Raw genomic sequence first — 19476 nt, 5'->3', positions numbered from 1 at the left:
ATCAAGCCGCATGATCCTCCAGCATCTGCTGGGAAGGCAGGCTTCTTACATCCCCTTCAGCAACGCCTCGATATCGTCCATCGAGATCACGCTCGCCGTCGTCGCATCCGGCGCGGAGCGTTTCACCATCGGGCCGAGCACCTTGCCGCCGATCTCGACGAACTCGCTCACGCCTGCGTCCACCATTGCAATCACTGATTCGCGCCAGCGGACCATTCCCGTCACCTGTTCGACCAGCAGTGCCTTGATCGTCTGCGCGTCGGCGACGGGTGCCGCGGTGACGTTGGCGTAGAGCGGCACCAGCGGCGCCTGCACCGCGACCGCGCCCAATGCGTCGGCCATCACGTCGGCGGCGGGCTGCATCAGCGGGCAATGAAACGGTGCGGACACCGGCAGCAGAATCGCGCGCTTGGCCCCCATTTCCTTTGCCAGCGGCAGCGCGCGCTCGATGGCGGCCTTCGCGCCTGAAATCACCACCTGCGACGGATCATTGTCGTTGGCGACGGTGCAGACTTCGCCCTCCGCCGCGGCATCGGCAATCGCCTGCGCCTTGTCACGATCCGCACCCAGCACGGCGGCCATCGCCCCCTCGCCCACCGGCACCGCCGCCTGCATCGCGCGCCCGCGCGTTTTGAGCAGCCGGGCGGTCGTCGCCAGGTCGATCGCCTCCGCCGCACACAGCGCGGTATATTCGCCCAGCGAATGGCCCGCGACGAAATCCGCCTTGTCGGCCAGTCGCATTCCGCCTTCGCGCTCCATCACCCGCAGCACCGCGATCGCATGCGCCATGATCGCAGGCTGGGCATTTTCGGTCAGCGTCAGCTCGGCCTCCGGCCCCTCGGTCATCAGCTTGAACAGATGCTGCCCCAGCGCCTCGTCGACTTCCTGGAACACCTCGCGAGCGACCGGCGACGCGGCGGCGAGCGCCTGGCCCATACCGACCGACTGGCTGCCCTGCCCCGGAAAGATGAATGCACGCACGGTCCCAACCCTCTTAATTCGTGAAGTGACCGCGCCTATGCGCTGGAAAACCGGCTTGCAAGCCGCGCGCGACGCCCGGTTCTGAACGCAGGTTCATCAAACCCGCAGTTTTGCGACCTTTTGCGACCAATTCACGGCCTTTGCGACAATCGCCTGCGACACCCGCCCCCCAGATTGTCCTCATCGCCGCACAACCGGCGGCACGTGAGTTCAAACGAGGAGTAAGGCACATGAAAAAGCTCGCCATCGCAGCCATCGCCGCTTCGATCTTCGCGGTTCCCGCCGCGGCCGACGCGCAGCAGCGCACCATCGTCCGCGAACGCCCGAACGCGACCGTCGTCATCAATCGTGGTCCCGGCTATCAGCAGCGCCAGGTGATTCAGCACAACAACCAGCGCAATGTTCGCCAGAACGTAATCGTCCGCCAGAACCAGCGGGCAATCCAGCAGCAGCGGGCCATCCGTCAGCAGCAGCGGATCGCGCATCGCCAGTGGCAGCGCGGCCAGCGTTTCGACCGGCGCTATGCGGCGAACTATCGCCAGATCGACTACCGCCAGTATCAGCGTCGCGGCGTCTATGCCCCGCCCCGCGGTTACCAGTGGGTCCAGTCGGGCAACGACGCGGTCCTGATCTCGATCGCCAGCGGCCTGATCGGCGCGGTCATCGGCGGCGCGATCTTCAACTAAGGTAGCGCATACCCCAGCGAAGGGCGGCGTGTCGGAAACGGCACGCCGCCTTTTTCCTTGCGTTGGCGGGCCAAATCCGTAAGGTGCGCGGGATCACGGGTGCAGGACGATCGTCCCGCGCCCTTGATTCATTGACCTAGACGACAGCCGGAGGGATCTCGCGATGGGCGCGAAGATCAGCGATCGGCCAACAGTGAGAAGAAGCTATGGCTCTCTATGAGCACGTCTTCCTTGCGCGCCAGGATCTGGCACAGGCGCAGGTGGACGCACTGGCGGAAAACGCCGCCAAGATCGTCACCGATCACAAGGGCAAGGTCGTAAAGACCGAAAACTGGGGCCTTCGCAGCCTCGCTTACCGCATCGCGAAGAACCGCAAGGCGCATTACGTGATGCTCGAAATCGACGCGCCCGGCGACGTCGTGGCCGAGCTGGAGCGCCAGACCAACATCAACGAAGACGTGATCCGCTACATGACCATCCGCACGGATGCGCTCGAAGACGGCCCTTCGGTGATGATGCGCAAGAGCGACCGTGGCGAGCGCGGCGACCGCCGCGATCGTGGCGACCGCGGTGATCGTGGCCCCCGTCGCGACCGCGACGGCGGCGACCAGTAAGGAGTAGCGAACATGGCACGACCCTTTTTCCGCCGCCGCAAGAGCTGCCCCTTCTCCGCGAAGGACGCGCCCCGGATCGATTACAAGGACGTTCGCCTGCTTCAGGGCTTCGTCTCCGAACGCGGCAAGATCGTCCCCTCGCGCATCACCTCGGTGAGCGCGAAGAAGCAGCGCGAACTGGCCCAGGCCATCAAGCGCGCCCGTCATCTGGGCCTGCTGCCCTACATCGTTAAGTAAGGAGCGCCCGCATGGATATCATTCTGCTGGAACGCGTCGAAAAGCTCGGCGCCATCGGCGACGTGGTCAAGGTGAAGGACGGCTATGCCCGTAACTTCCTCCTGCCCAACAAGAAGGCGCTGCGCGCCAACGAAGCCAACAAGAAGGTGTTCGAGGCGAACCGCGAACGCATCGAGGCGGACAACGCCGCGAAGCGCGCCGATGCCGAAAAGGACGCCAAGAAGGTCGACGGCGCTAGCGTCACCCTGATCCGTCAGGCATCGAACACCGGCCAGCTCTACGGTTCGGTTGCGGTCCGCGATCTGGTCGAAGCGCTGGAAGGCGAAGGCCACAAGATCGCCAAGAACCAGATCGTCCTGGACAAGCCGATCAAGTCGATCGGCGTCTATGACGTCAAGGTCGCGTTGCACCCGGAAGTGTCGGTGACCGTCAAGGTCAACGTCGCACGTTCGCCTGAAGAAGCCGAAATGCAGGAACAGGGCGTCGACGTGATGGCCGCGATGTTCGAGCAGGACACCGCCGGCTTCACCGAAGACCGCGACCCCAACCTGGAGCCGGGCGAATTCGCCGCAGCCGAAGGCGATGCGGGTTCGGACGACGCAAACGAAGCATCGGAGGAAGAGCAGGCCTAAGCCGCTCAACCACCGAAGCCAGACAAACGAAAGGGCCGCCCCGGAGATACCGGAGCGGCCCTTTTGCGTTGTCGATCGCGGTTATCGATCGTTCGTCTAGACCGCGCTCACCCTGAGCCTGTCGAAGGATGCTGCACCCAACTCACGGACAAGCCACAACCGCCCCACACACCGCCACCAGCGGGATAAGCGCAAGAATAACCGGGAAAATCTGCTTAACCATCGTTCACCTGTCTGTTCGACGGGTAGAATGCTCAGGGCGACGAATGGTTGCGTAGGGACAAAGGTGTCGTAAATCAGCCAGCGCGAAACGGGATCGGTTGACCTTTTTTCGCAGTCAAGCCGTTAAGCCAGAGGCGGTTAAGGACTAAGAAGACGGTGGTGGCCGAGAAGCCGTTATATCTGCTGCTAGCTGCCTGATATCGCCTTCAATAACCAAAATATCGGCGGCAAGTTGCCGCACTTCTTTTTCCGAAATTTGTTCAGAACTACCTCGGGTACTTTTCAACAAGGAGGCGGTGGGCGGTCCCGCCCGCCGTAAAATTCCCGTGGGTTTTCCGTCCTCATCCAAATCGACTATGACGCCACCCCCGTAAATAGAAATGCCAGAATGAGCTACCTTGCCCCGTAGTTCCGAAAGTGAGCGCACCCGCTTGGCGATTAATCTCCACCGATCAAGAAAATCTGCGGCCCCCTCTTCGACGGCAGCCTCCGCCAGCTTTAGATGCGTATCGAGACCACGTGTGACTGTGAAAATGTTTCGCTGAAAACCTGTACTGACGTTCAGCGCAGCGCGAAACACAGACGGTATCGCGCGTTCCATCGCGTCAAAATGTATAACCGCCAAGCCAACTGCCTCCAATAAACCTGGGAATGCCTTAGCCCGGAGATCGATGCGCATATTTTTGACTGCTTGTAGAGGTTGAGATTGCTGACGTGGTCTGACCGAAGAATTTGGAACTATCGCAATTGACCCTTATCCTTCGGAAACGAGATGAGAACTTACTTTCTCCCGAACAACTTCTCGATATCGCCGTGCGCCAGTTTCACCCAGGTCGGGCGGCCGTGGTTGCATTGGCCCGAATGCGGGGTGACTTCCATTTCGCGCAGCAGCGCATTCATTTCCGCGACCGACAGCACCCGCCCTGCCCGCACCGATCCGTGGCAGGCCATCGTCGAGGCGACGTGATCGAGGCGCTCCTTCAGTGACAACGCCTCGTCGAACGCGGCGAGTTCGTCGGCCAGGTCGGTGACCAGACCGGTCGGGTCGCCGCTCCCCAGCAGCGCCGGAGACGATCGCACAAGCACCGCGCGGGGGCCAAAGCGTTCGAGGTCGAGGCCGAATTCCGCCAATTCCACCGCGCGCGCCTCCAGCCGATCGCACGCCACCTCGTCGAGTTCGACGACTTGCGGGATCAGCAACGCCTGGGCGGCGATCCTCCCACCCGCAAGACCCGAACGCATTCGTTCGAGCACCAGCCGTTCGTGCGCGGCGTGCTGATCGACCAGCACCAGCCCGTCATCGGCCTCGGCGACGATATAGGTTTTCGCCACCTGCCCGCGCGCGACGCCCAGCGGATGCTGAACGGTTGAGGGGACGGGTTCTGCGGCGGCCTCCGCCCGGGCCATTGGCGGGGGCGAGAGGAAGGTCGGGCGCGAGTCGCGGAAATGATAAAGCCCCTCCCCTTCAGGGGAGGGATTTGGGGTGGGGCGGTCCCACAAGGGTGCGGCTTCAGTGGCGAGGCCCCAACCCAACCCCTCCTCTGAAGGGGAGGGGTTAGATGGTTCCGCGCGCCACATGCCGAGTGCCGCGTCGCTCGGTCGCTGCACGCTGCGATGGCCCGCCTCGTCCAGCGCGCGACGCAGGCCGCCGACGATCAGCCCGCGCACCATTGTCGGATCGCGGAACCGCACTTCGGTCTTCGCCGGATGCACGTTCACGTCCACCTCGCTGGTCGGCACGTCGAGGAACAGCGCGACAACCGCATGGCGGTCGCGCGCCAGCATCTCGGCATAGGCACCGCGCACCGCGCCGATCAGCAGCCGGTCCTTCACGGGCCTGCCGTTGACGAACAGATATTGGTGATCCGCCACCCCGCGATTGAAGGTCGGTAGGCTCGCGATCCCGCCCAGCCGCACCCCTTCACGCTCGGCATCGATCGCAACGCTGTTCTCGACCAGCGCCCGGTCGGTCAGCCCCGCCACGCGGTCGGGCGCGCTTTCGCCGGGCTGGACGTGCAACGTCCGCCGCCCGTCATGCTCCAGCGTAAAACCGATATCGCTGCGCGCCATCGCCAGACGCTTCACCACATCGACGCACGCGGCATATTCGCTGCGCGCGGTTCGAAGGAACTTGCGCCGGGCGGGAACACGCGCGAACAGCCCCTCGACCTTCACCCGCGTCCCCGGCGGCAGCGCAGCAGGCCCCTCCTCGACCAAATCGCCATTGTCCACGACCCGCCGCCAGCCGTCCGCCGCCGCCTGTCCTGAGCCTGTCGAAGGGCGCACCCGGCTTTCGATCGTAAGCCGCGCCACGCTGGCGATCGACGGCAATGCCTCGCCGCGAAAGCCCATCGTCGTCACATTCTCGATGGCGTCATCGGGCAATTTCGACGTCGCATGCCGCTCCAGCGCCAGCGCCATGTCGGCGGCCGACATCCCGCAGCCGTCGTCGATCACCTCGATCCCGTCGATGCCGCCGCCCGCCAGCCGCACGACGATCCGTGCGCTGCCTGCGTCGATCGCATTCTCGACCAGTTCCTTCAACGCACTGGCGGGTCTTTCGACCACTTCACCGGCGGCGATACGATTGACCAGATGCGAAGGCAGGCGGCGTATTGACATGGGTGCCGCTCTAGCCCAAGCGGCGGGCTTCCGCGACCCGCATCCGCACTGCTCGATCGATGCCGCATTTCCGGCAGCGGTGGGGACAGGTCAAGGATAACGGGTGGACCTGCCGACCATCATTCTTGTCGGCCGACGACGGGCGAAGCGATGTTCTTTTCCAGATTCTTCAAATTCATGTCGCACGATATGGCGATCGACCTCGGGACGGCGAATACCGTCGTCTATCTGCGCGGGCGCGGCATCGTCCTCAACGAACCGTCGGTGGTCGCGGTCGAAACGCTGAACGGCGTGCGCAAGGTGAAGGCGGTCGGCGACGACGCCAAGCTGATGATGGGCAAGACGCCTGGCTCGATCGAGGCGATCCGCCCGCTTCGCGACGGCGTGATTGCCGACATCGACGTCGCCGAACAGATGATCAAGCACTTCATTCAAAAGGTGCACGGCCAGCGCCGCTTCGTCCGCTGGCCCCAGATCGTGATCTGCGTGCCGTCGGGCTCGACCAGCGTCGAGCGCCGCGCGATCCGCGACGCGGCGTCGAATGCGGGCGCAAGCCAGGTGTTCCTGATCGAGGAACCGATGGCCGCCGCGATCGGCGCCGACATGCCGGTGACCGAGCCGATCGGGTCGATGGTCGTCGATATCGGCGGCGGCACCACCGAAGTCGCGGTGTTGTCGCTGCGCGGCCTCGCCTATTCGACCAGCGTCCGCGTCGGCGGCGACAAGATGGACGAAGCGATCGTTTCCTATGTCCGCCGAAACCACAACCTGCTGATCGGCGAGGCGACCGCCGAGCGCATCAAGCAGGAAGTCGGCATCGCCAAGCCGCCCGCCGACGGCATCGGCCAGACCATCCACATCAAGGGCCGCGATCTGGTCAACGGCGTGCCCAAGGAAATTCAGATCAACCAGGGCCAAATTGCCGAAGCCCTCGCAGAGCCGGTGAACACCATCGTCGAAGGCGTTCGAATCGCCCTGGAAAACACCGCGCCCGAACTCGCCGCCGACATTGTCGATCAGGGCATTGTCCTCACCGGTGGCGGCGCACTGCTTCAGGGTCTGGACGAAGTGCTGCGCGACGAGACCGGCCTGCCGGTGTCGGTTGCCGAAGACCCGCTGACCTGCGTCGCACTGGGCACCGGTCGCGCACTGGAAGACCCGATCTATCGCGGCGTGCTGCTCGCCGTTTAAGTTTCGAAGGCGCGTTCGGCGGGTGGGGCAGCAGCGGCCTCACCGCCGGACGCTGAAACGCTGGGGGGCGCATGGCGCCGCAACGCAACAGGCGTCCGGGCTTTTCGAGGCGGGCGCAATATAGTCTGTTTCTGGGCTATGTGATCGCCGGCGCGGGCGCGCTTCTCGGCGCTATCCTGCTTGCCTTGTCGGCGATCAATCCCCCCGCCTATCAGCATCTGCGCGGCGGCATCCGCGAAGCGACAACTCCGATCTCTTCGGCACTCGACTGGGTGCGCCGTTCGGTCGGCAACGTGCCCGAGGCGATCGGCCATTATTTCTTCGTGATGGGCGAAAACGAACAGCTTCGCGCGGAAGTAAAGGCCACCCGTCCCGTGCTGGTCCAGGCCCAGTCGATCAATCGCGAGAACGCCCGGCTGCGTGCGCTTCTCCGCGTTCAGGACGTGCCGGTTCAGGGCATCGTCACCGCGCGCCTCGTCAATTCGTCGGCCTCCAGCACGCGCCGTTTCGCCACATTGAATGCCGGATCGCGTCACGGCGTTCGCGTCGGCCAGCCGGTGCGCGGCCCCGAAGGCCTGATCGGACGCATCGTCGAGGTCAGCCCCAATACCGCGCGCGTGCTGCTGGTGATCGACACCGAAAGCATCGTGCCGGTGCGCCGCGCACGGGACGGCCTCCCCGCACTCGCCATCGGCCGCGGTGACGGGCTTATCGACATCCGCTCGGCGAACGTCGCCAACATTCCGCTCAATTCGGGCGACCTGTTCGTCACTTCGGGCACGGGCGGCCTCTACCCGCCCAATGTGCCGGTTGCGCGGGTGATGCGCAACGCCGACGACGCCAGCCTGGCGCGCCCGATGGCGAGCCCCAACGCCTTCGATTTCGCGCTGGTGCAAAGTGCGTTTCAGCCGCCGCCCGAACCCGCCACCCAGGCCGAACCCGCGCCCGGAATCGACGCTCCGTGACGCCGATCAACGCCTCGCGGATCGGCGAGCCCGACCCGCCGGGCCGCGAAGTCTGGCTGGCTCCGGTCACCGTCATGCTGGGATCGCTGCTGACGCTCATCCCGATCATCGCCACCGTCCCGTTCCTGCCGCCCTTCGGATTGATGCTACTTATTGCGTGGCGGCTCAGGCGGCCCGATTGCTTCAAGACCTGGGCGGCGGTGCCGTTGGGGCTGTTCGACGATCTCGTCTCCGGCCAGCCGCTCGGCAGTGCCATGTTATTGTGGACGATCGCCTATCTGGCCATCGACATCATCGACGCGCGGCTGGTATGGCGGAGTTTCTGGCATGACTTCGCGATTGCGGCAGGGGGCGTCGCATTCGTGCTGGTGGCGGGACGGCTGGTCGCGACCGGCTTTGCCGCGCATGTCGACACCGTGCTTTTGGTACAGATTTTGATCGCGATGGCATTCTACCCCCTGATCGCCCTTCTCGTCGCCCGCTGGGACCCGCGAGTAGCCGAATGAGCGGACCCGCACGCATCGTCAGCGAAGCGGCCCAGAGTTTCAGCTTTTCGCGCCGCGCGATGGTCGTCGGCGGGGGACAGGCCGCGCTTGGCCTGGTGCTCGCCGGGCGGATGGGCTGGCTGTCGATCGCCGAGAATGAACGCTATGCGCTGCTCGCCGACAGCAACCGGGTCAACATCACCCTGATCCCGCCGCGCCGAGGGTGGATCGTCGACCGCAACGGCGCGCCGATCGCCAGCAACCGCACCGATTTCCGCGTCGACCTGATCCCCGACCGGATCGAGGACAAGGAACGCGTCGTCGGCCAGCTCCGCGATCTGCTGGCGCTGACCGCCGACGATGTTGAACGCATCATGGAGGATCTGGAGGGCGCATCGGGGTTCCGCCCGGTGCCGGTCGCCGAGAATCTCGACTGGGAACGCTTCGCCGCAGTCAGCGTGCGGTTGCCCGAACTGCCCGGCGTATCGCCGACGCGCGGATTTGCCCGCTATTATCCGGCGGGCGCCGCCGTGGGTCATCTCGTCGGCTATGTCGGCGCGGCGACCCGCGAACAGTTTCTGGAAACCAAGAACCCGCTGATGAACACGCCGGGGTTCAAGCTGGGCAAGGACGGCATCGAAAAGGTGCTGGAGGACAAATTGCAGGGCGTCCCCGGCGCCAAGCGCGTCGAGGTGACGGCACGCGGGCGGCTGGTCCGCGAACTCGACACCCGTCCCGACAGCCAGGGCGGCACCGTCAAACTGACGATCGACGCTGGCTTGCAGGAATATGCCGCGCGGCGGCTCGGCACCGAATCGGGATCGGTCGTGGTGATCGACTGCCTGACCGGCGGCGTGCTCGCGCTCGCCTCGATGCCGGCCTATGATCCCAACGCATTTTCCGACGGGATCAGCCGCAACGAATGGGCGATGCTGTCCGAAAACGACCATCTGCCGCTGACCAACAAGGCGTTGCAGGGGCTCTACCCCCCCGGATCGACGCTGAAGCCCACCCATGCGCTGGCGATCCAGTCGATGGGGATCGACCCCGAACGCCGGATCAACTGTCCCGGCGGCTATCAGCTCGGCAATCGTCGCTTCGGGTGCCTTGGTCGGCACGGGCCGATGAACATGCACACCGCCATCGCGCGGTCGTGCAACACCTATTTCTACGCGCTGGGTCGCGAAATCGGCATGGACGCGATGGCGGAGGCCGCGCGCAAGCTGGGGTTCGGCGAACAATTCGACCTGCCGATGCCGTCGCAGCGTTACGGCACCGTGCCCGACCCCGAATGGAAACAGCGCCGATGGAAACAGGCCTGGACTCAGTCGGACAGCCTGAACGCCGCCATCGGCCAGGGCTATTATCTGGTCAGCCCGTTCCAGCTTGCATTGTCCACCGCTCGTATCGCCTCGGGCCGTGCGCTCGTTCCGCACATGATCGCAGGACAGGTCGGCGCTCCGGGCTTGCTCGGCTTCTCGCCTGAACATCTCGCCGCGGTGCGGTCCGGCATGGACGAGGTCGTCAACGGCGCGGGCACGGCGGGGCGCTCCAAACTCCCCTTTCCCGACATCCGCATGGGCGGAAAGACCGGCACCGCGCAGGTCCGCCGCTTGCAGGGCATGGCGCGCGGCGGGCGCAACGTGCCGTGGAAATATCGCGACCACGGCCTGTTCGTCGGTTTCGCGCCGGTCGATGCCCCGCGCTATGCGGTCGCAGTCGTCATCGAACACGGAATGTCGGGCTCCGGCGCGGCAGCGCCAGTCGCGCGCGACTGCCTGACCTTCCTGTTCGACCGGAACAAGGCGATGGATGTGCTCGCGCCGATGGAAAAGGAATGGGGCGGCACGATTTCGGAACGCATGGCCAAGGAACAGGCGGTGTTCCTCGCCCAGCGTCAGGCGATCGCCGCCGGGATCGCGGCTGATCCCGCCGCGTCGACGCCGCCGGGGACGTTCCCGGCACCAACCGCGACCCCCACCCCCGCCCCGACTGCCACCCCAACGGCGACCCCAACGCCTGCCGCCGTTCCCGAATGACCAGCCTGTCGATCGTCCCCGCCCCCGTCATGCGCTTGCCGTGGGGAGCGCTACTCCTGGTCCTTGCGCTCGGCGGGTTCGGCGTGCTGATGCTCTATTCGGCAGCCGGAGGAAGCATGACGCCCTGGGCGTTCAGCCACGGCATCCGTTTCGGCTTTTTCTTCTGCGTGGCAATGGCGATGTCGCGCATTCCGATCGACTGGTATCGGCGCCTGACATTTCCGGCTTACGGCGCCGCGCTGTTCCTGATCGTTCTCACCGAATTTATCGGACACACCGCGGGCGGCGCGCAAAGCTGGCTCAATCTGGGTTTCATGCGCCTCCAGCCATCCGAATTGATGAAGCTGACGATGGTGCTGGCGCTGGCGCGTTTCTACGAAATGCTGCCTGCCGGAGAGACACGGAAATTCAGTGCGATCTGGCCTGCTGCGATCCTCATCATGGTGCCCGCGGCGCTGGTGCTGATCCAACCTGACCTGGGCACCGCCGTCATGATTATCGCGGGCGGCGCGACGATTATGTTCCTGGCGGGAGTACCGCTTCGGCTGTTCGTTGCGGGCGGCTTGACGGCGGCGATCGCGATCCCGCTGATGATCGAATATGGCATGCACGAATATCAGCAGAAGCGCGTGCTGATCTTCCTCGACCCCGAAGCCGATCCGCTGGGCGCGGGTTATCACATCACTCAGTCGAAAATCGCGATCGGATCGGGCGGCCTGTTCGGCAAGGGTTTCCTGAACGGCACTCAGGTCCACCTCAACTACCTTCCCGAAGGGCATACCGATTTCGTCTTCGCGCTGGTGGCGGAGGAATTCGGGCTGGTCGGCGGCGTCACGCTGATCGCGATGTTCGTCGCGCTGTGTGTCTGGGGCGTCGGCGTTGCGATGCGCGCCAAGACCAAATTCGAACGCCTGACCGCTGCGGCGATTTCGGCGACGATCTTCTTCTACGTTGCGATCAATCTGCTGATGGTGATGGGCCTGGCGCCGGTCACCGGCATCCCCCTGCCCTTCATCAGCCACGGCGGATCCTCGATGATGACGGTAATGTTCGCGCTCGGCATCCTCTTCGCCATCGACCGCGAAAGCCGTAAAGTCCAACGCTGGTAATTTTTGTCGCAAAAGGCGGTTGCCAACCCCAAACCCCGGTGCTAACCGCGCGCTTCCAAACGAAACGGCTGGCCATCGGAGCCGCCGATTTCACCGGATGGACGCATAGCTCAGTTGGTAGAGCAGCTGACTCTTAATCAGCGGGTCCTTGGTTCGAGCCCAAGTGCGTCCACCACGTCTTCTCACGTTAAACCTCTCGCCTCGTAAAAGACGTTAGCGTTCGTGCGCGCTCCGGTTACAGTTTGCGAGCGCAATTACGAAAAGGGTGGGCGATGGCCGACGCGGCGGGGTTCGGGCTGGGGCATGCGGTGATTCTGCTTGGCGCGGGGGTGGCGGCGGTGCCGATATTCCGGCGTCTGGGTCTGGGGTCGGTGCTGGGCTATCTTGCCGCCGGGCTGGTGATCGGGCCGTTCGGGCTGGGGCTGTTCTCCGACACCGAAGCCTTGCTGCACATCGCCGAACTGGGCGTGGTCATGTTTCTGTTCCTGATCGGGCTGGAAATGCGACCTTCGAAGCTGTGGAAATTGCGGGGCCAGATTTTCGGGCTGGGCGCGGCGCAGGTGCTGACCTGCGGTCTGCTGCTGACCGGCGTCGGCATCGTCGCGGGGTTCGCGCCGGTCGTCGCGGCGGTCGGAGCGATGGGCTTCGTGCTGTCGTCCACCGCGGTCATCATGCAGACGCTGGAGGAGGACGGCGACACCGCCAGCCCCGAGGGGCAGAAGGCGGTCGCCATCCTGTTGCTCGAAGATCTGGCGATCGTGCCGCTACTCGCGCTGGTCGCATTATGGGCCGCGTTCAACGGACGCGGATCGGCGGACGCCCTGCCGCTGTGGCAAAGCGTAGGCATTGCGATCGGCGCCCTGGCGGCGCTGATCGCGGCGGGGCGCTGGCTGCTCGACCCGCTGTTCGGGATCATCGCGCGGGCGGGCGCGCGCGAGGTGTTGACGGCCGCCGCGCTGCTGGTCGTGCTGGGCTCGGCGCTGTTCATGCAATCGGCGGGTCTGTCGATGGCGATGGGCGCGTTCCTGGCCGGGGTATTGCTGTCCGAATCCAATTACCGTCACCAGCTGGAAGCCGATATCGAGCCGTTTCGCGGCATCCTGCTGGGCCTGTTCTTCCTGAGCGTCGGCATGTCGCTGAACCTGTCGGTGGTGACTGCGGAATGGCGGTTGGTGCTGGGCGGCGTGCTGGCATTCATGGTGGTCAAGGCAATCGGCATCTATGCGATCGCGAGGGTAGCCGGGTCCGATCACCGCGCCGCGATCCACCGGGCCGCCTTGTTCGCGCAAGGCGGCGAGTTCGCATTCGTCCTCTATGCCGCGGCGTTGGGCGTGGGCCTGTTCGATCCGCGCGTGTCGGCGATCATGACCGCGATCGTCATCCTGTCGATGGCGCTGACTCCGCTGATCCTGATCGTTCAGACGCGGATGCGCAGCGAAGCGCCGGTATCGCTCGACGGGATCGACCGCGCGGAGGATCTTCACGGCCGCGTGCTGTTCGTCGGCTTCGGACGCTTTGCCCAGGTCGCGAGCCAGGCGCTGCTCGCCCGCCGGGTCGAGCTGGCTCTGATCGAAACCGATGTCGACATGATCCGCGCCGCGGGCAATTTCGGATTCAAGGTCCATTATGGCGACGGCACCCGGCTGGACGTGCTCCACGCATCGGGCGCGGCACGGGCCGAAGCGATCCTTGTCTGCGTCGACGATCCCGAGGTCGCCGACCGGATCGTCGAATTGTGCCGGTCCGAATTTCCGCTGGTCAAACTCTATGTCCGCGCATTCGACCGCGGGCATTCGCTGCGACTGATCAAGGCGGGGGTCGATTACCAGATCCGCGAGACGTTCGAATCCGCGCTCGCCTTCGGCCATGCGGTGCTGACCGGACTGGGGTTCGACGAACGCGAAGCGCGCGAAGCGATCGACGATGTGCGCGAGCGCGACGAGCAGCGGGTCGAACTGGAACTGGTCGGCGGACTGGCGGCCGGACGCAAGCTGCTTCGCGGCAACATGACGACGCCCGAACCCGAACCCTTCTTTCCGCCAGCGAAATCCTGATCGCGGTCCGCGTTCAGTCCGGCGAACGTCGGCGCAGCTCGTCGATGGGATCGTCGTCGATCCCCTTGAGCTTCGCCCCGGACAAATAGGTCGCCCTGCCCAGCAGCTGAGCGCCGATCGGCAGCGTGAACAGCAGGAAGAGGATCGTCAGGATCGCCGTCGATACCGGCACGTCGTCGACGACGATCAGCGCGCCGAGCACCACCCAAATGGTGCCGAGCGTTCCCGCCTTGGTCGCGCTGTGCATGCGTTGCAACGGGTCGCGAAGACGCACCAGTCCGATCGCGGCGATCAGCATCAACAACACGCCGCCACCCAGCAACACCGCACCCAGCCAGGTCATCGGTCGCGCGCCTTTCGTTCGAGGAACAGCGCGAACGCGGCGGTCGCGGTGAAATTCACGAGCGCGAGCGCCAGCCCGATGTCGAGGAACACCCCGCGCCCGGTCGCCACCGCGGTAAGCGCGCCGAACGCGATGGCAAGCGCGGTCAGCATGTCGAACGCGATGAACCGGTCCGCGAAACTCGGTCCGCGAACCATTCGCCAGCCCGACAGCGCCAGCGCCGCACAAAGCACGACGGAAAGGATCGTCGCCAGCATAGACAGGTCGGTCATCGCTCCAGCTCCGCGATCCGGCGTTCATAAAGGCGGCGAAACTTGTCGATCGACGCTTCGGGATCGCGCGCGTCGAGCAAATGGAGATAAAGCCGTGTCCGGTCCGCCGACACATGGATGCAGGTCGATCCCGGCGTCAACGACGTGAAATAGGCGAGCATCGCGACTGCCCAGGGCCGGGTTACGCGGACCGGCATCACCAGGATGGCGGGTTCGGTACGGATGCCGGGCGCCAGCACGATCCGCGCGACCGTCCAGGTCGATGCGAACAAATCCCAGAGGAAACTGATCGCGAGCATCAGGGCGGCGAAGATCTTGGCGAACAGCCTCATCCGAACATCCCCATCCGGGCAAGCGCCGCCGCAGACAGCTGCGCGATGCCATGAACCGGACCGGGCACGAGCCCGATGGCAAGGGTAACGGTCGAAAGCAGGGCCATGCCCGCGAGCATCGGCACCGGCACGGCGCGCGCGCTACGCCCCTTCAAATCCTTCCAACAGCTTGCCGACCACAGGATCGCGACCGAAAAGATCGTCAGCAGCGCCGCGATCACACCGGTCGCCAGCAGCCACAGGTTACCGGCATCGATCGCCGCGCGAAACACCAGCACCTTCCCCCAAAATCCCGAAAAGGGCGGGATCCCGGCCAGCGACAGCATCGGCACCGCAAACAGCGCGCAGAACACCGGATTGCGTTTCAGCATGCCGCCCATCGTGCGCAAATCCCACGATCCCGTCGCCCGGTGAATTGCGCCCGCGCCCAGGAACAGGTTGGTCTGAACGATCATCGAATGGACCATGTAAAAAACCGCAGCCTCGACGCCCGATCGGGTGCCGAGCGCCAGGGCGGCGAGCATATACCCGACCTGGGCCATGACGTGGTAACCCAGCAGCCGCCGGATATCATTCTGTGCCAGCGCGCCCAGCGAGCAGAGCAGCATCGTCGCCGCCGCGATCGGCGCCAGTATCGGCGTGATGTGCGCCGCGCCGACCCCGCCCGACCCCATCGCGAACACGCCCCCCGCGATCAGCAGCAGCGCGTAGAACCCCATCTTGGTCAGCAATCCTGCGAACGTGGCCGATACTGAAATCGGTGCAGGCGCATACGCCGCAGGTAGCCAGACGTGCAGCGGCACCACCCCCGATTTGAGTGCAAAGCCGCCCATCAGCAGCGCAGCGGCAGTCGCCGTCGCCACCGTGGGCGGCGTGCCGGCGAGTCGCGCCGCCAGGGTGCCCAGATCGAGCGTTCCGGTGCTGCCATAGATCAGGCCGACCCCGGCCAGCATCGCCGTCGCGCCGACAATACCCAGCGTCGCGTAGCGCACCGCCGCCCCGACCTGCTGCTCGCGGCGGTCAAGCGTGATCAGGCCGAGCGCGGCAAGCAAGGCGAGTTCGAACCAGACATAGAGATTGAACAGATCGTTGGTCAAAAACGCGCCATTGACTGCCGCAACCATCGCCAGCGTCAGCGCATCGTGCCCGCTTCGCCTGCGCCGCGCACCGACCGACGCATGGCCGTAAATCGCGACCGCGACCGCGATCAGCATGGTGACCACGACCAGTGCGACGCCCGGCAGTCGCGCGGTGAAGGACACGCCGAAACCGGACGGCCAACCGCCGAACACCGTGATCGCCAGCGTCCCGCCATCGCTGGCACGGACAAGCAGCGAAAGCGCGGCAATCAACGTGACGACCAGCACCGCCAGCGAGAAGCCTTCGCTCGTACGCGGCCGACCGCGCAGCAACAGCGCGATCGCGATGGCGACCAGCGGCAACGCGACGGGCGCGACCAGGATCAGCGCGTCACTCAACCGAGCGTTCCTCTTGGGGCCAGGCCTGCTGATCGGGGACGTCGATGTCGCGAGCATCAAGCGACCGCGTCGCACGCCAGGCGCGCAACACGATGGCGGCAAGCACGATGGTCAGCGCAAAGCCGATGACGATCGCCGTCAGAATCAACGCCTGGACCAGCGGGTCGGCGGAGACACCCAGCGCTCGCGCGCCGTCGGCGATGATCGGCGGTTGATTGCTCGCAAGGCCGCCGCCGATGAACAGCGCCAGATTGACCCCGGTCGACAGCAGCGACAGGCCCAACAGCATTCGCAACAGGTTGCGCGACAGCGCCATGTGGAGCGCACAGGCGATGATCGCGGCGGCGCAGAATGCATAGAAGATGGTCATCGCGCGCCTTCCTTTTGCAACCCGAACAGGAAGGACAGCACCGCCCCCAACACCACCAGATAGACGCCGATATCGAACAGCATCGTCGTGCCCAGCTTGGGCAGGCCGCGGCCCGGTTCCCACCACAAATGGGTCAGGAACGGCGCGGCGCCCGACATCAATCCCGGCAATCCGCTGGCGACCGCACAGAGCAGGCCGATGCCGACCAGCGCCAGCGGTTGCAGTCGAAGCGTGCGTTCCGCCGACGCCGCACCGCGCGCGAGCGACAGCACGGCAAAGGCAAGTGCTGCCGCCAGCCCGCCGACAAAGCCGCCGCCCGGCTGGTTGTGGCCGCGGAACAGAATGATGATCGACGCAATCAGCAACAGCCAGAACAGCGTACCGCTGGCCGCGGCAAAGCTGAAATGCACATGCCGCGCCTCTGCCCCATCGCGCTTCGCCCCGGAGCGCCTCGCCAGCAGGCTGCTGCCCAGAATCGCCGCGACCGCGATCACCGCGGTTTCGCCCAGCGTATCGAACGCCCGGAAATCGACGAGGATGACGTTGACGACATTGGCACCGAACCCGGCGACATAGCTCATCCGTCCGAACCATTCGGACGCATCGGACGCCACGCGTCCTGCCGCCATGTCGATCAGCGCGACGCACATCACCACGCCGAAACCGAGCGCGATCGCGGCGTCGCGCCAATGCTCGCCGCGCGACCGCGTATCGCCGCGCGTCATCGGCAATGCCAGCAGCAATGCGGTCAACAGCACCACCAGCAGCGCTTCGACCGTGAACTGGGTCAGCGCCAGATCGGGCGCGCCGTTCAGCATGAAGGTGATGGCGATCGAAAAGCCGGTCAGCCCGACGCCGACCAGCGCCGTCAGCGCGTTACGCGACCGCGCGGCGACCACCGCACCCGCGACCGCGGTCAGCCCCATCAGCAATTCGGGCAGGCGCAGCGCAGCGCGATCGACGGGGAGGCGCGGCGCGGCGCCCGATGCAAGCATCGACCAGGCCGCCAGCAGGACGAAAGTGACCAGCGCCACCGCGACATAGCCGCGCAGGTCGCCATGTTCGATCCGCCGGGTCAGCCCCGTGCCGGTCCGCATCAGCCAGTGGACCGAGCTTTCCCACACATTCTCGATCGCATATTGATCCATCCGCACACGCGATCGCAGCAATTCATGGATGCGCCGCCAATAGCGGATGATGATGACGCCGATCGTCACGACGACCGCGCTCAACGCCAGCATCGGCGTCAATCCGTGCCAGACTGACAGATCGACCTCCACCGCCGATCCGTAAACCGCGGCGACCGCCGGGCGAATCGCGACGCGCGTGATCCATTCGGGATCGAGGCTGATCGTCAGACCCAGCAGCGCGAGCAACAGCGGCGGCGCGACCAGCGAAAAGGTTTCGCCATGCTGCACCGCGACCGGCTCCTTCGGCTTCAGGAAGAACGGACGCAGGGTGATGACGCCGGCGACCCCGACCATCACCGCGTTGACCAGCACCGCGATCGTCAGCGGCACCAGTTCCCAGCTGCTCGCCAGTTGCGCTTCGAACAGGAATTCCTTTGAGATGAATCCCAGAAACGGCGGAATACCTGCCATCGACAGGCTGGCGCCGATGCACGCGGCCGCCGTCAGCGGCAATGGCCTCCAAAGACCGCCCAACGCGCGCAACCGTCCCTTTCCGGTCGCATGCAGCACCGATCCGGCGCAGAAGAACAGCGCCGCCTTGTAAAGCGCATGCGCAAACAGAAATCCGATCATCGCCACGCTGGCGCGCGGGCCGTCGAGCCCGATCAGCAGCACCAGAATGCCCAGCGACGCGATCGTCGAATAGGCGAGCGCCGCTTTGAAACTTTCCGCCCGCAATGCCTGAACCGCCGCGACGATCATGGTGACGCAGGCGAATCCGACCAGCGCGGGACGCCCCCATTCGGTCGCGGCGAACACCGGCTCGAACCGCGCGAGCAGATAGATGCCCAGTTTGACCATCGTCGCCGAATGCAGAAATGCAGACGCGGGCGTCGGCGCCTGCATCGCGTTGGGCAGCCAGAAATGAAACGGAAACTGCGCCGATTTGGTGAAGGCGGCGACCATGATCGCGATCAGGATCACCGGCCCCAGCGGATGCGACGCGACCTCGCCCGCGCGCGATACCGCCTCCGCCAACGAATAGCTGCCGACGACATGCCCGATCATCAGTGCCGCGACGACCAGCGCCAGCCCACCCGCTGCGGTGATCTGAAGCGCCATGTTCGCCGCCCGCCGCGACCGCGCGCTTTTGTGATCGAACCCGATCAGCAGGTAGGACAGGATGCTCGTCGCTTCCCAGAACAGGATCAGCAGCAACAGATTGTCGGCCAGCACCGTGCCGAGCATCGCGGTCATGAACAGCAGGATCAGGCTGAAGAAACGCGCGCGTTCGCTGCGCGACTTGTTGGTCAGATAACCGCCGGTATAGATGGTGACCAACCCGCCGATACCGGTGATCAACAGGCAGAAGAGAAACGAAAAACCATCGAGCCGCAGGGTAAAATCCAGCCCCAGCGCCGGTGCCCACATCCACCCTTCGCCGCGCACCCATCCGCGTTCGACCAGCGGCGCCATCGCGACGAAGGCCGCGAGCAGTCCGAACGGCAACAGCGCGACGACGAACCCCGCCCCGCGCCCGATGACGCGCGCGGCCAGCGGCACCAGCAGCGCGCCGACCAGCGAAACGAACAACAGGATCAGCATGCGCGCGGCTCAGCCATCTGAACGGCGAACCTGCTGGGGCGACACGCTGCGATCAAGGACGAAATGAAGCATTGAAATGTCCGAACGAAAAAGCTGACGCGCGATGCGG

At 65.2% G+C, this 19476-nt stretch carries 19 protein-coding genes and 1 tRNA gene; 11 read left to right on the top strand and 9 right to left on the bottom strand.

The genetic code is table 11. The features are described 5' to 3' along the window. Positions 1-45: 45 nt before the first annotated feature. Complete coding sequence (fabD, locus tag ACX0GZ_RS00170) at positions 46-981, bottom strand: ACP S-malonyltransferase (protein WP_458811911.1); 936 nt, start codon at positions 979-981, stop codon at positions 46-48. Positions 982-1211: 230 nt separating this feature from the next. On the opposite strand from fabD, the gene ACX0GZ_RS00165 reads away from it, so the two are divergent. From ACX0GZ_RS00165 to rplI, 4 genes are all read left to right on the top strand, one after another. After that, positions 1212-1667 carry an RcnB family protein gene (locus ACX0GZ_RS00165; RefSeq protein ID WP_458811908.1) on the top strand — a complete coding sequence of 152 codons (456 nt, stop codon included), beginning with the start codon at positions 1212-1214 and terminating at the stop codon, positions 1665-1667. A 206-nt stretch (positions 1668-1873) separates the two neighbouring features. Continuing rightward, positions 1874-2281 (top strand): 30S ribosomal protein S6, encoded by a 408-nt coding sequence (rpsF, locus tag ACX0GZ_RS00160; RefSeq protein ID WP_458811905.1) that lies wholly within the window; start codon positions 1874-1876, stop codon positions 2279-2281. Positions 2282-2293: 12 nt separating this feature from the next. Further along, the gene (gene rpsR, locus ACX0GZ_RS00155) at positions 2294-2518 is read left to right on the top strand and encodes a 30S ribosomal protein S18 (protein ID WP_010543816.1); all 225 of its coding nucleotides are present in this window, start codon (positions 2294-2296) and stop codon (positions 2516-2518) included. A gap of 11 nt (positions 2519-2529) precedes the next feature. Further along, positions 2530-3150, top strand: a complete 621-nt coding sequence (rplI, locus tag ACX0GZ_RS00150; RefSeq protein WP_458811898.1) for a 50S ribosomal protein L9 — start codon at positions 2530-2532, stop codon at positions 3148-3150. 367 nt (positions 3151-3517) lie between these two features. On the opposite strand, the gene ACX0GZ_RS00145 is transcribed toward rplI, so the two are convergent. After that, positions 3518-4051 carry a hypothetical protein gene (locus ACX0GZ_RS00145; protein WP_458811895.1) on the bottom strand — a complete coding sequence of 178 codons (534 nt, stop codon included), beginning with the start codon at positions 4049-4051 and terminating at the stop codon, positions 3518-3520. Between the two features lie 101 nt (positions 4052-4152). Then, positions 4153-5994 (bottom strand): DNA mismatch repair endonuclease MutL, encoded by a 1842-nt coding sequence (mutL, locus tag ACX0GZ_RS00140; RefSeq protein ID WP_458811892.1) that lies wholly within the window; start codon positions 5992-5994, stop codon positions 4153-4155. A gap of 150 nt (positions 5995-6144) precedes the next feature. On the opposite strand from mutL, the gene ACX0GZ_RS00135 reads away from it, so the two are divergent. The 7 genes from ACX0GZ_RS00135 to ACX0GZ_RS00105 all read left to right on the top strand — a co-directional run bounded on the left by ACX0GZ_RS00135 (position 6145) and on the right by ACX0GZ_RS00105 (position 13837). After that, positions 6145-7185, top strand: a complete 1041-nt coding sequence (locus ACX0GZ_RS00135) for a rod shape-determining protein (protein WP_458811890.1) — start codon at positions 6145-6147, stop codon at positions 7183-7185. A 71-nt stretch (positions 7186-7256) separates the two neighbouring features. After that, the gene (gene mreC, locus ACX0GZ_RS00130; RefSeq protein ID WP_458811887.1) at positions 7257-8150 is read left to right on the top strand and encodes a rod shape-determining protein MreC; all 894 of its coding nucleotides are present in this window, start codon (positions 7257-7259) and stop codon (positions 8148-8150) included. Next, on the top strand, positions 8147-8656 hold the full coding sequence (gene mreD, locus ACX0GZ_RS00125; protein WP_458811884.1) for a rod shape-determining protein MreD: 510 nt from the start codon (positions 8147-8149) through the stop codon (positions 8654-8656). The genes mreC and mreD overlap by 4 nt, the downstream gene beginning before the upstream one ends. Next, the gene (gene mrdA, locus ACX0GZ_RS00120; protein ID WP_458811881.1) at positions 8653-10674 is read left to right on the top strand and encodes a penicillin-binding protein 2; all 2022 of its coding nucleotides are present in this window, start codon (positions 8653-8655) and stop codon (positions 10672-10674) included. The genes mreD and mrdA overlap by 4 nt, the downstream gene beginning before the upstream one ends. Positions 10675-10679: 5 nt before the next feature. Further along, entirely contained in the window at positions 10680-11783 is a 1104-nt protein-coding gene (gene rodA / locus ACX0GZ_RS00115) for a rod shape-determining protein RodA (protein WP_458813258.1), read from the top strand. A 99-nt stretch (positions 11784-11882) separates the two neighbouring features. After that, positions 11883-11958, top strand: a tRNA-Lys gene (locus tag ACX0GZ_RS00110). Between the two features lie 97 nt (positions 11959-12055). Further along, on the top strand, positions 12056-13837 hold the full coding sequence (locus tag ACX0GZ_RS00105) for a monovalent cation:proton antiporter-2 (CPA2) family protein (protein WP_458811878.1): 1782 nt from the start codon (positions 12056-12058) through the stop codon (positions 13835-13837). Between the two features lie 13 nt (positions 13838-13850). Here the strand turns inward: ACX0GZ_RS00105 and mnhG are convergent, their stop codons facing one another. From mnhG to mbhE, 6 genes are read right to left on the bottom strand one after another with little or no spacing between them, the layout of a single operon-like run. Beyond that, the gene (gene mnhG, locus ACX0GZ_RS00100; protein ID WP_458811875.1) at positions 13851-14180 is read right to left on the bottom strand and encodes a monovalent cation/H(+) antiporter subunit G; all 330 of its coding nucleotides are present in this window, start codon (positions 14178-14180) and stop codon (positions 13851-13853) included. After that, positions 14177-14452, bottom strand: a complete 276-nt coding sequence (locus tag ACX0GZ_RS00095) for a monovalent cation/H+ antiporter complex subunit F (RefSeq protein ID WP_458811872.1) — start codon at positions 14450-14452, stop codon at positions 14177-14179. Before ACX0GZ_RS00095 ends, mnhG begins: the two co-directional genes overlap by 4 nt. Beyond that, positions 14449-14784, bottom strand: a complete 336-nt coding sequence (locus ACX0GZ_RS00090) for a Na+/H+ antiporter subunit E (RefSeq protein ID WP_458811869.1) — start codon at positions 14782-14784, stop codon at positions 14449-14451. The genes ACX0GZ_RS00095 and ACX0GZ_RS00090 overlap by 4 nt, the downstream gene beginning before the upstream one ends. Then, the gene (locus tag ACX0GZ_RS00085; RefSeq protein WP_458811866.1) at positions 14781-16262 is read right to left on the bottom strand and encodes a proton-conducting transporter transmembrane domain-containing protein; all 1482 of its coding nucleotides are present in this window, start codon (positions 16260-16262) and stop codon (positions 14781-14783) included. The genes ACX0GZ_RS00090 and ACX0GZ_RS00085 overlap by 4 nt, the downstream gene beginning before the upstream one ends. Beyond that, positions 16255-16632, bottom strand: coding sequence for a sodium:proton antiporter (locus ACX0GZ_RS00080; RefSeq protein ID WP_458811863.1), 378 nt, complete (start codon positions 16630-16632; stop codon positions 16255-16257). Before ACX0GZ_RS00080 ends, ACX0GZ_RS00085 begins: the two co-directional genes overlap by 8 nt. Further along, positions 16629-19367, bottom strand: a complete 2739-nt coding sequence (gene mbhE / locus ACX0GZ_RS00075; RefSeq protein WP_458811860.1) for a hydrogen gas-evolving membrane-bound hydrogenase subunit E — start codon at positions 19365-19367, stop codon at positions 16629-16631. The genes ACX0GZ_RS00080 and mbhE overlap by 4 nt, the downstream gene beginning before the upstream one ends. Between the last annotated feature and the right edge of the window lie 109 nt (positions 19368-19476).

It is taken from the genome of Sphingomonas aestuarii, from assembly GCF_054457155.1.
This window is presented reverse-complemented; position numbering and strand designations above follow the sequence as displayed.

Coding starts and splice junctions, on each gene's coding strand:
- ACX0GZ_RS00105 (WP_458811878.1), top strand. CDS start 12,056: ATGGCCGACGCGGCGGGGTTCGGGCTGGGGCATGCGGTGATTCTGCTT.
- ACX0GZ_RS00145 (WP_458811895.1), bottom strand. CDS start 4,051: ATGCGCATCGATCTCCGGGCTAAGGCATTCCCAGGTTTATTGGAGGCA.
- ACX0GZ_RS00165 (WP_458811908.1), top strand. CDS start 1,212: ATGAAAAAGCTCGCCATCGCAGCCATCGCCGCTTCGATCTTCGCGGTT.
- rplI (WP_458811898.1), top strand. CDS start 2,530: ATGGATATCATTCTGCTGGAACGCGTCGAAAAGCTCGGCGCCATCGGC.
- ACX0GZ_RS00095 (WP_458811872.1), bottom strand. CDS start 14,452: ATGACCGACCTGTCTATGCTGGCGACGATCCTTTCCGTCGTGCTTTGT.
- ACX0GZ_RS00090 (WP_458811869.1), bottom strand. CDS start 14,784: ATGAGGCTGTTCGCCAAGATCTTCGCCGCCCTGATGCTCGCGATCAGT.
- rpsR (WP_010543816.1), top strand. CDS start 2,294: ATGGCACGACCCTTTTTCCGCCGCCGCAAGAGCTGCCCCTTCTCCGCG.
- ACX0GZ_RS00135 (WP_458811890.1), top strand. CDS start 6,145: ATGTTCTTTTCCAGATTCTTCAAATTCATGTCGCACGATATGGCGATC.
- mbhE (WP_458811860.1), bottom strand. CDS start 19,367: ATGCTGATCCTGTTGTTCGTTTCGCTGGTCGGCGCGCTGCTGGTGCCG.
- mrdA (WP_458811881.1), top strand. CDS start 8,653: ATGAGCGGACCCGCACGCATCGTCAGCGAAGCGGCCCAGAGTTTCAGC.
- mreC (WP_458811887.1), top strand. CDS start 7,257: ATGGCGCCGCAACGCAACAGGCGTCCGGGCTTTTCGAGGCGGGCGCAA.
- ACX0GZ_RS00080 (WP_458811863.1), bottom strand. CDS start 16,632: ATGACCATCTTCTATGCATTCTGCGCCGCCGCGATCATCGCCTGTGCG.
- rpsF (WP_458811905.1), top strand. CDS start 1,874: ATGGCTCTCTATGAGCACGTCTTCCTTGCGCGCCAGGATCTGGCACAG.
- mnhG (WP_458811875.1), bottom strand. CDS start 14,180: ATGACCTGGCTGGGTGCGGTGTTGCTGGGTGGCGGCGTGTTGTTGATG.
- mutL (WP_458811892.1), bottom strand. CDS start 5,994: ATGTCAATACGCCGCCTGCCTTCGCATCTGGTCAATCGTATCGCCGCC.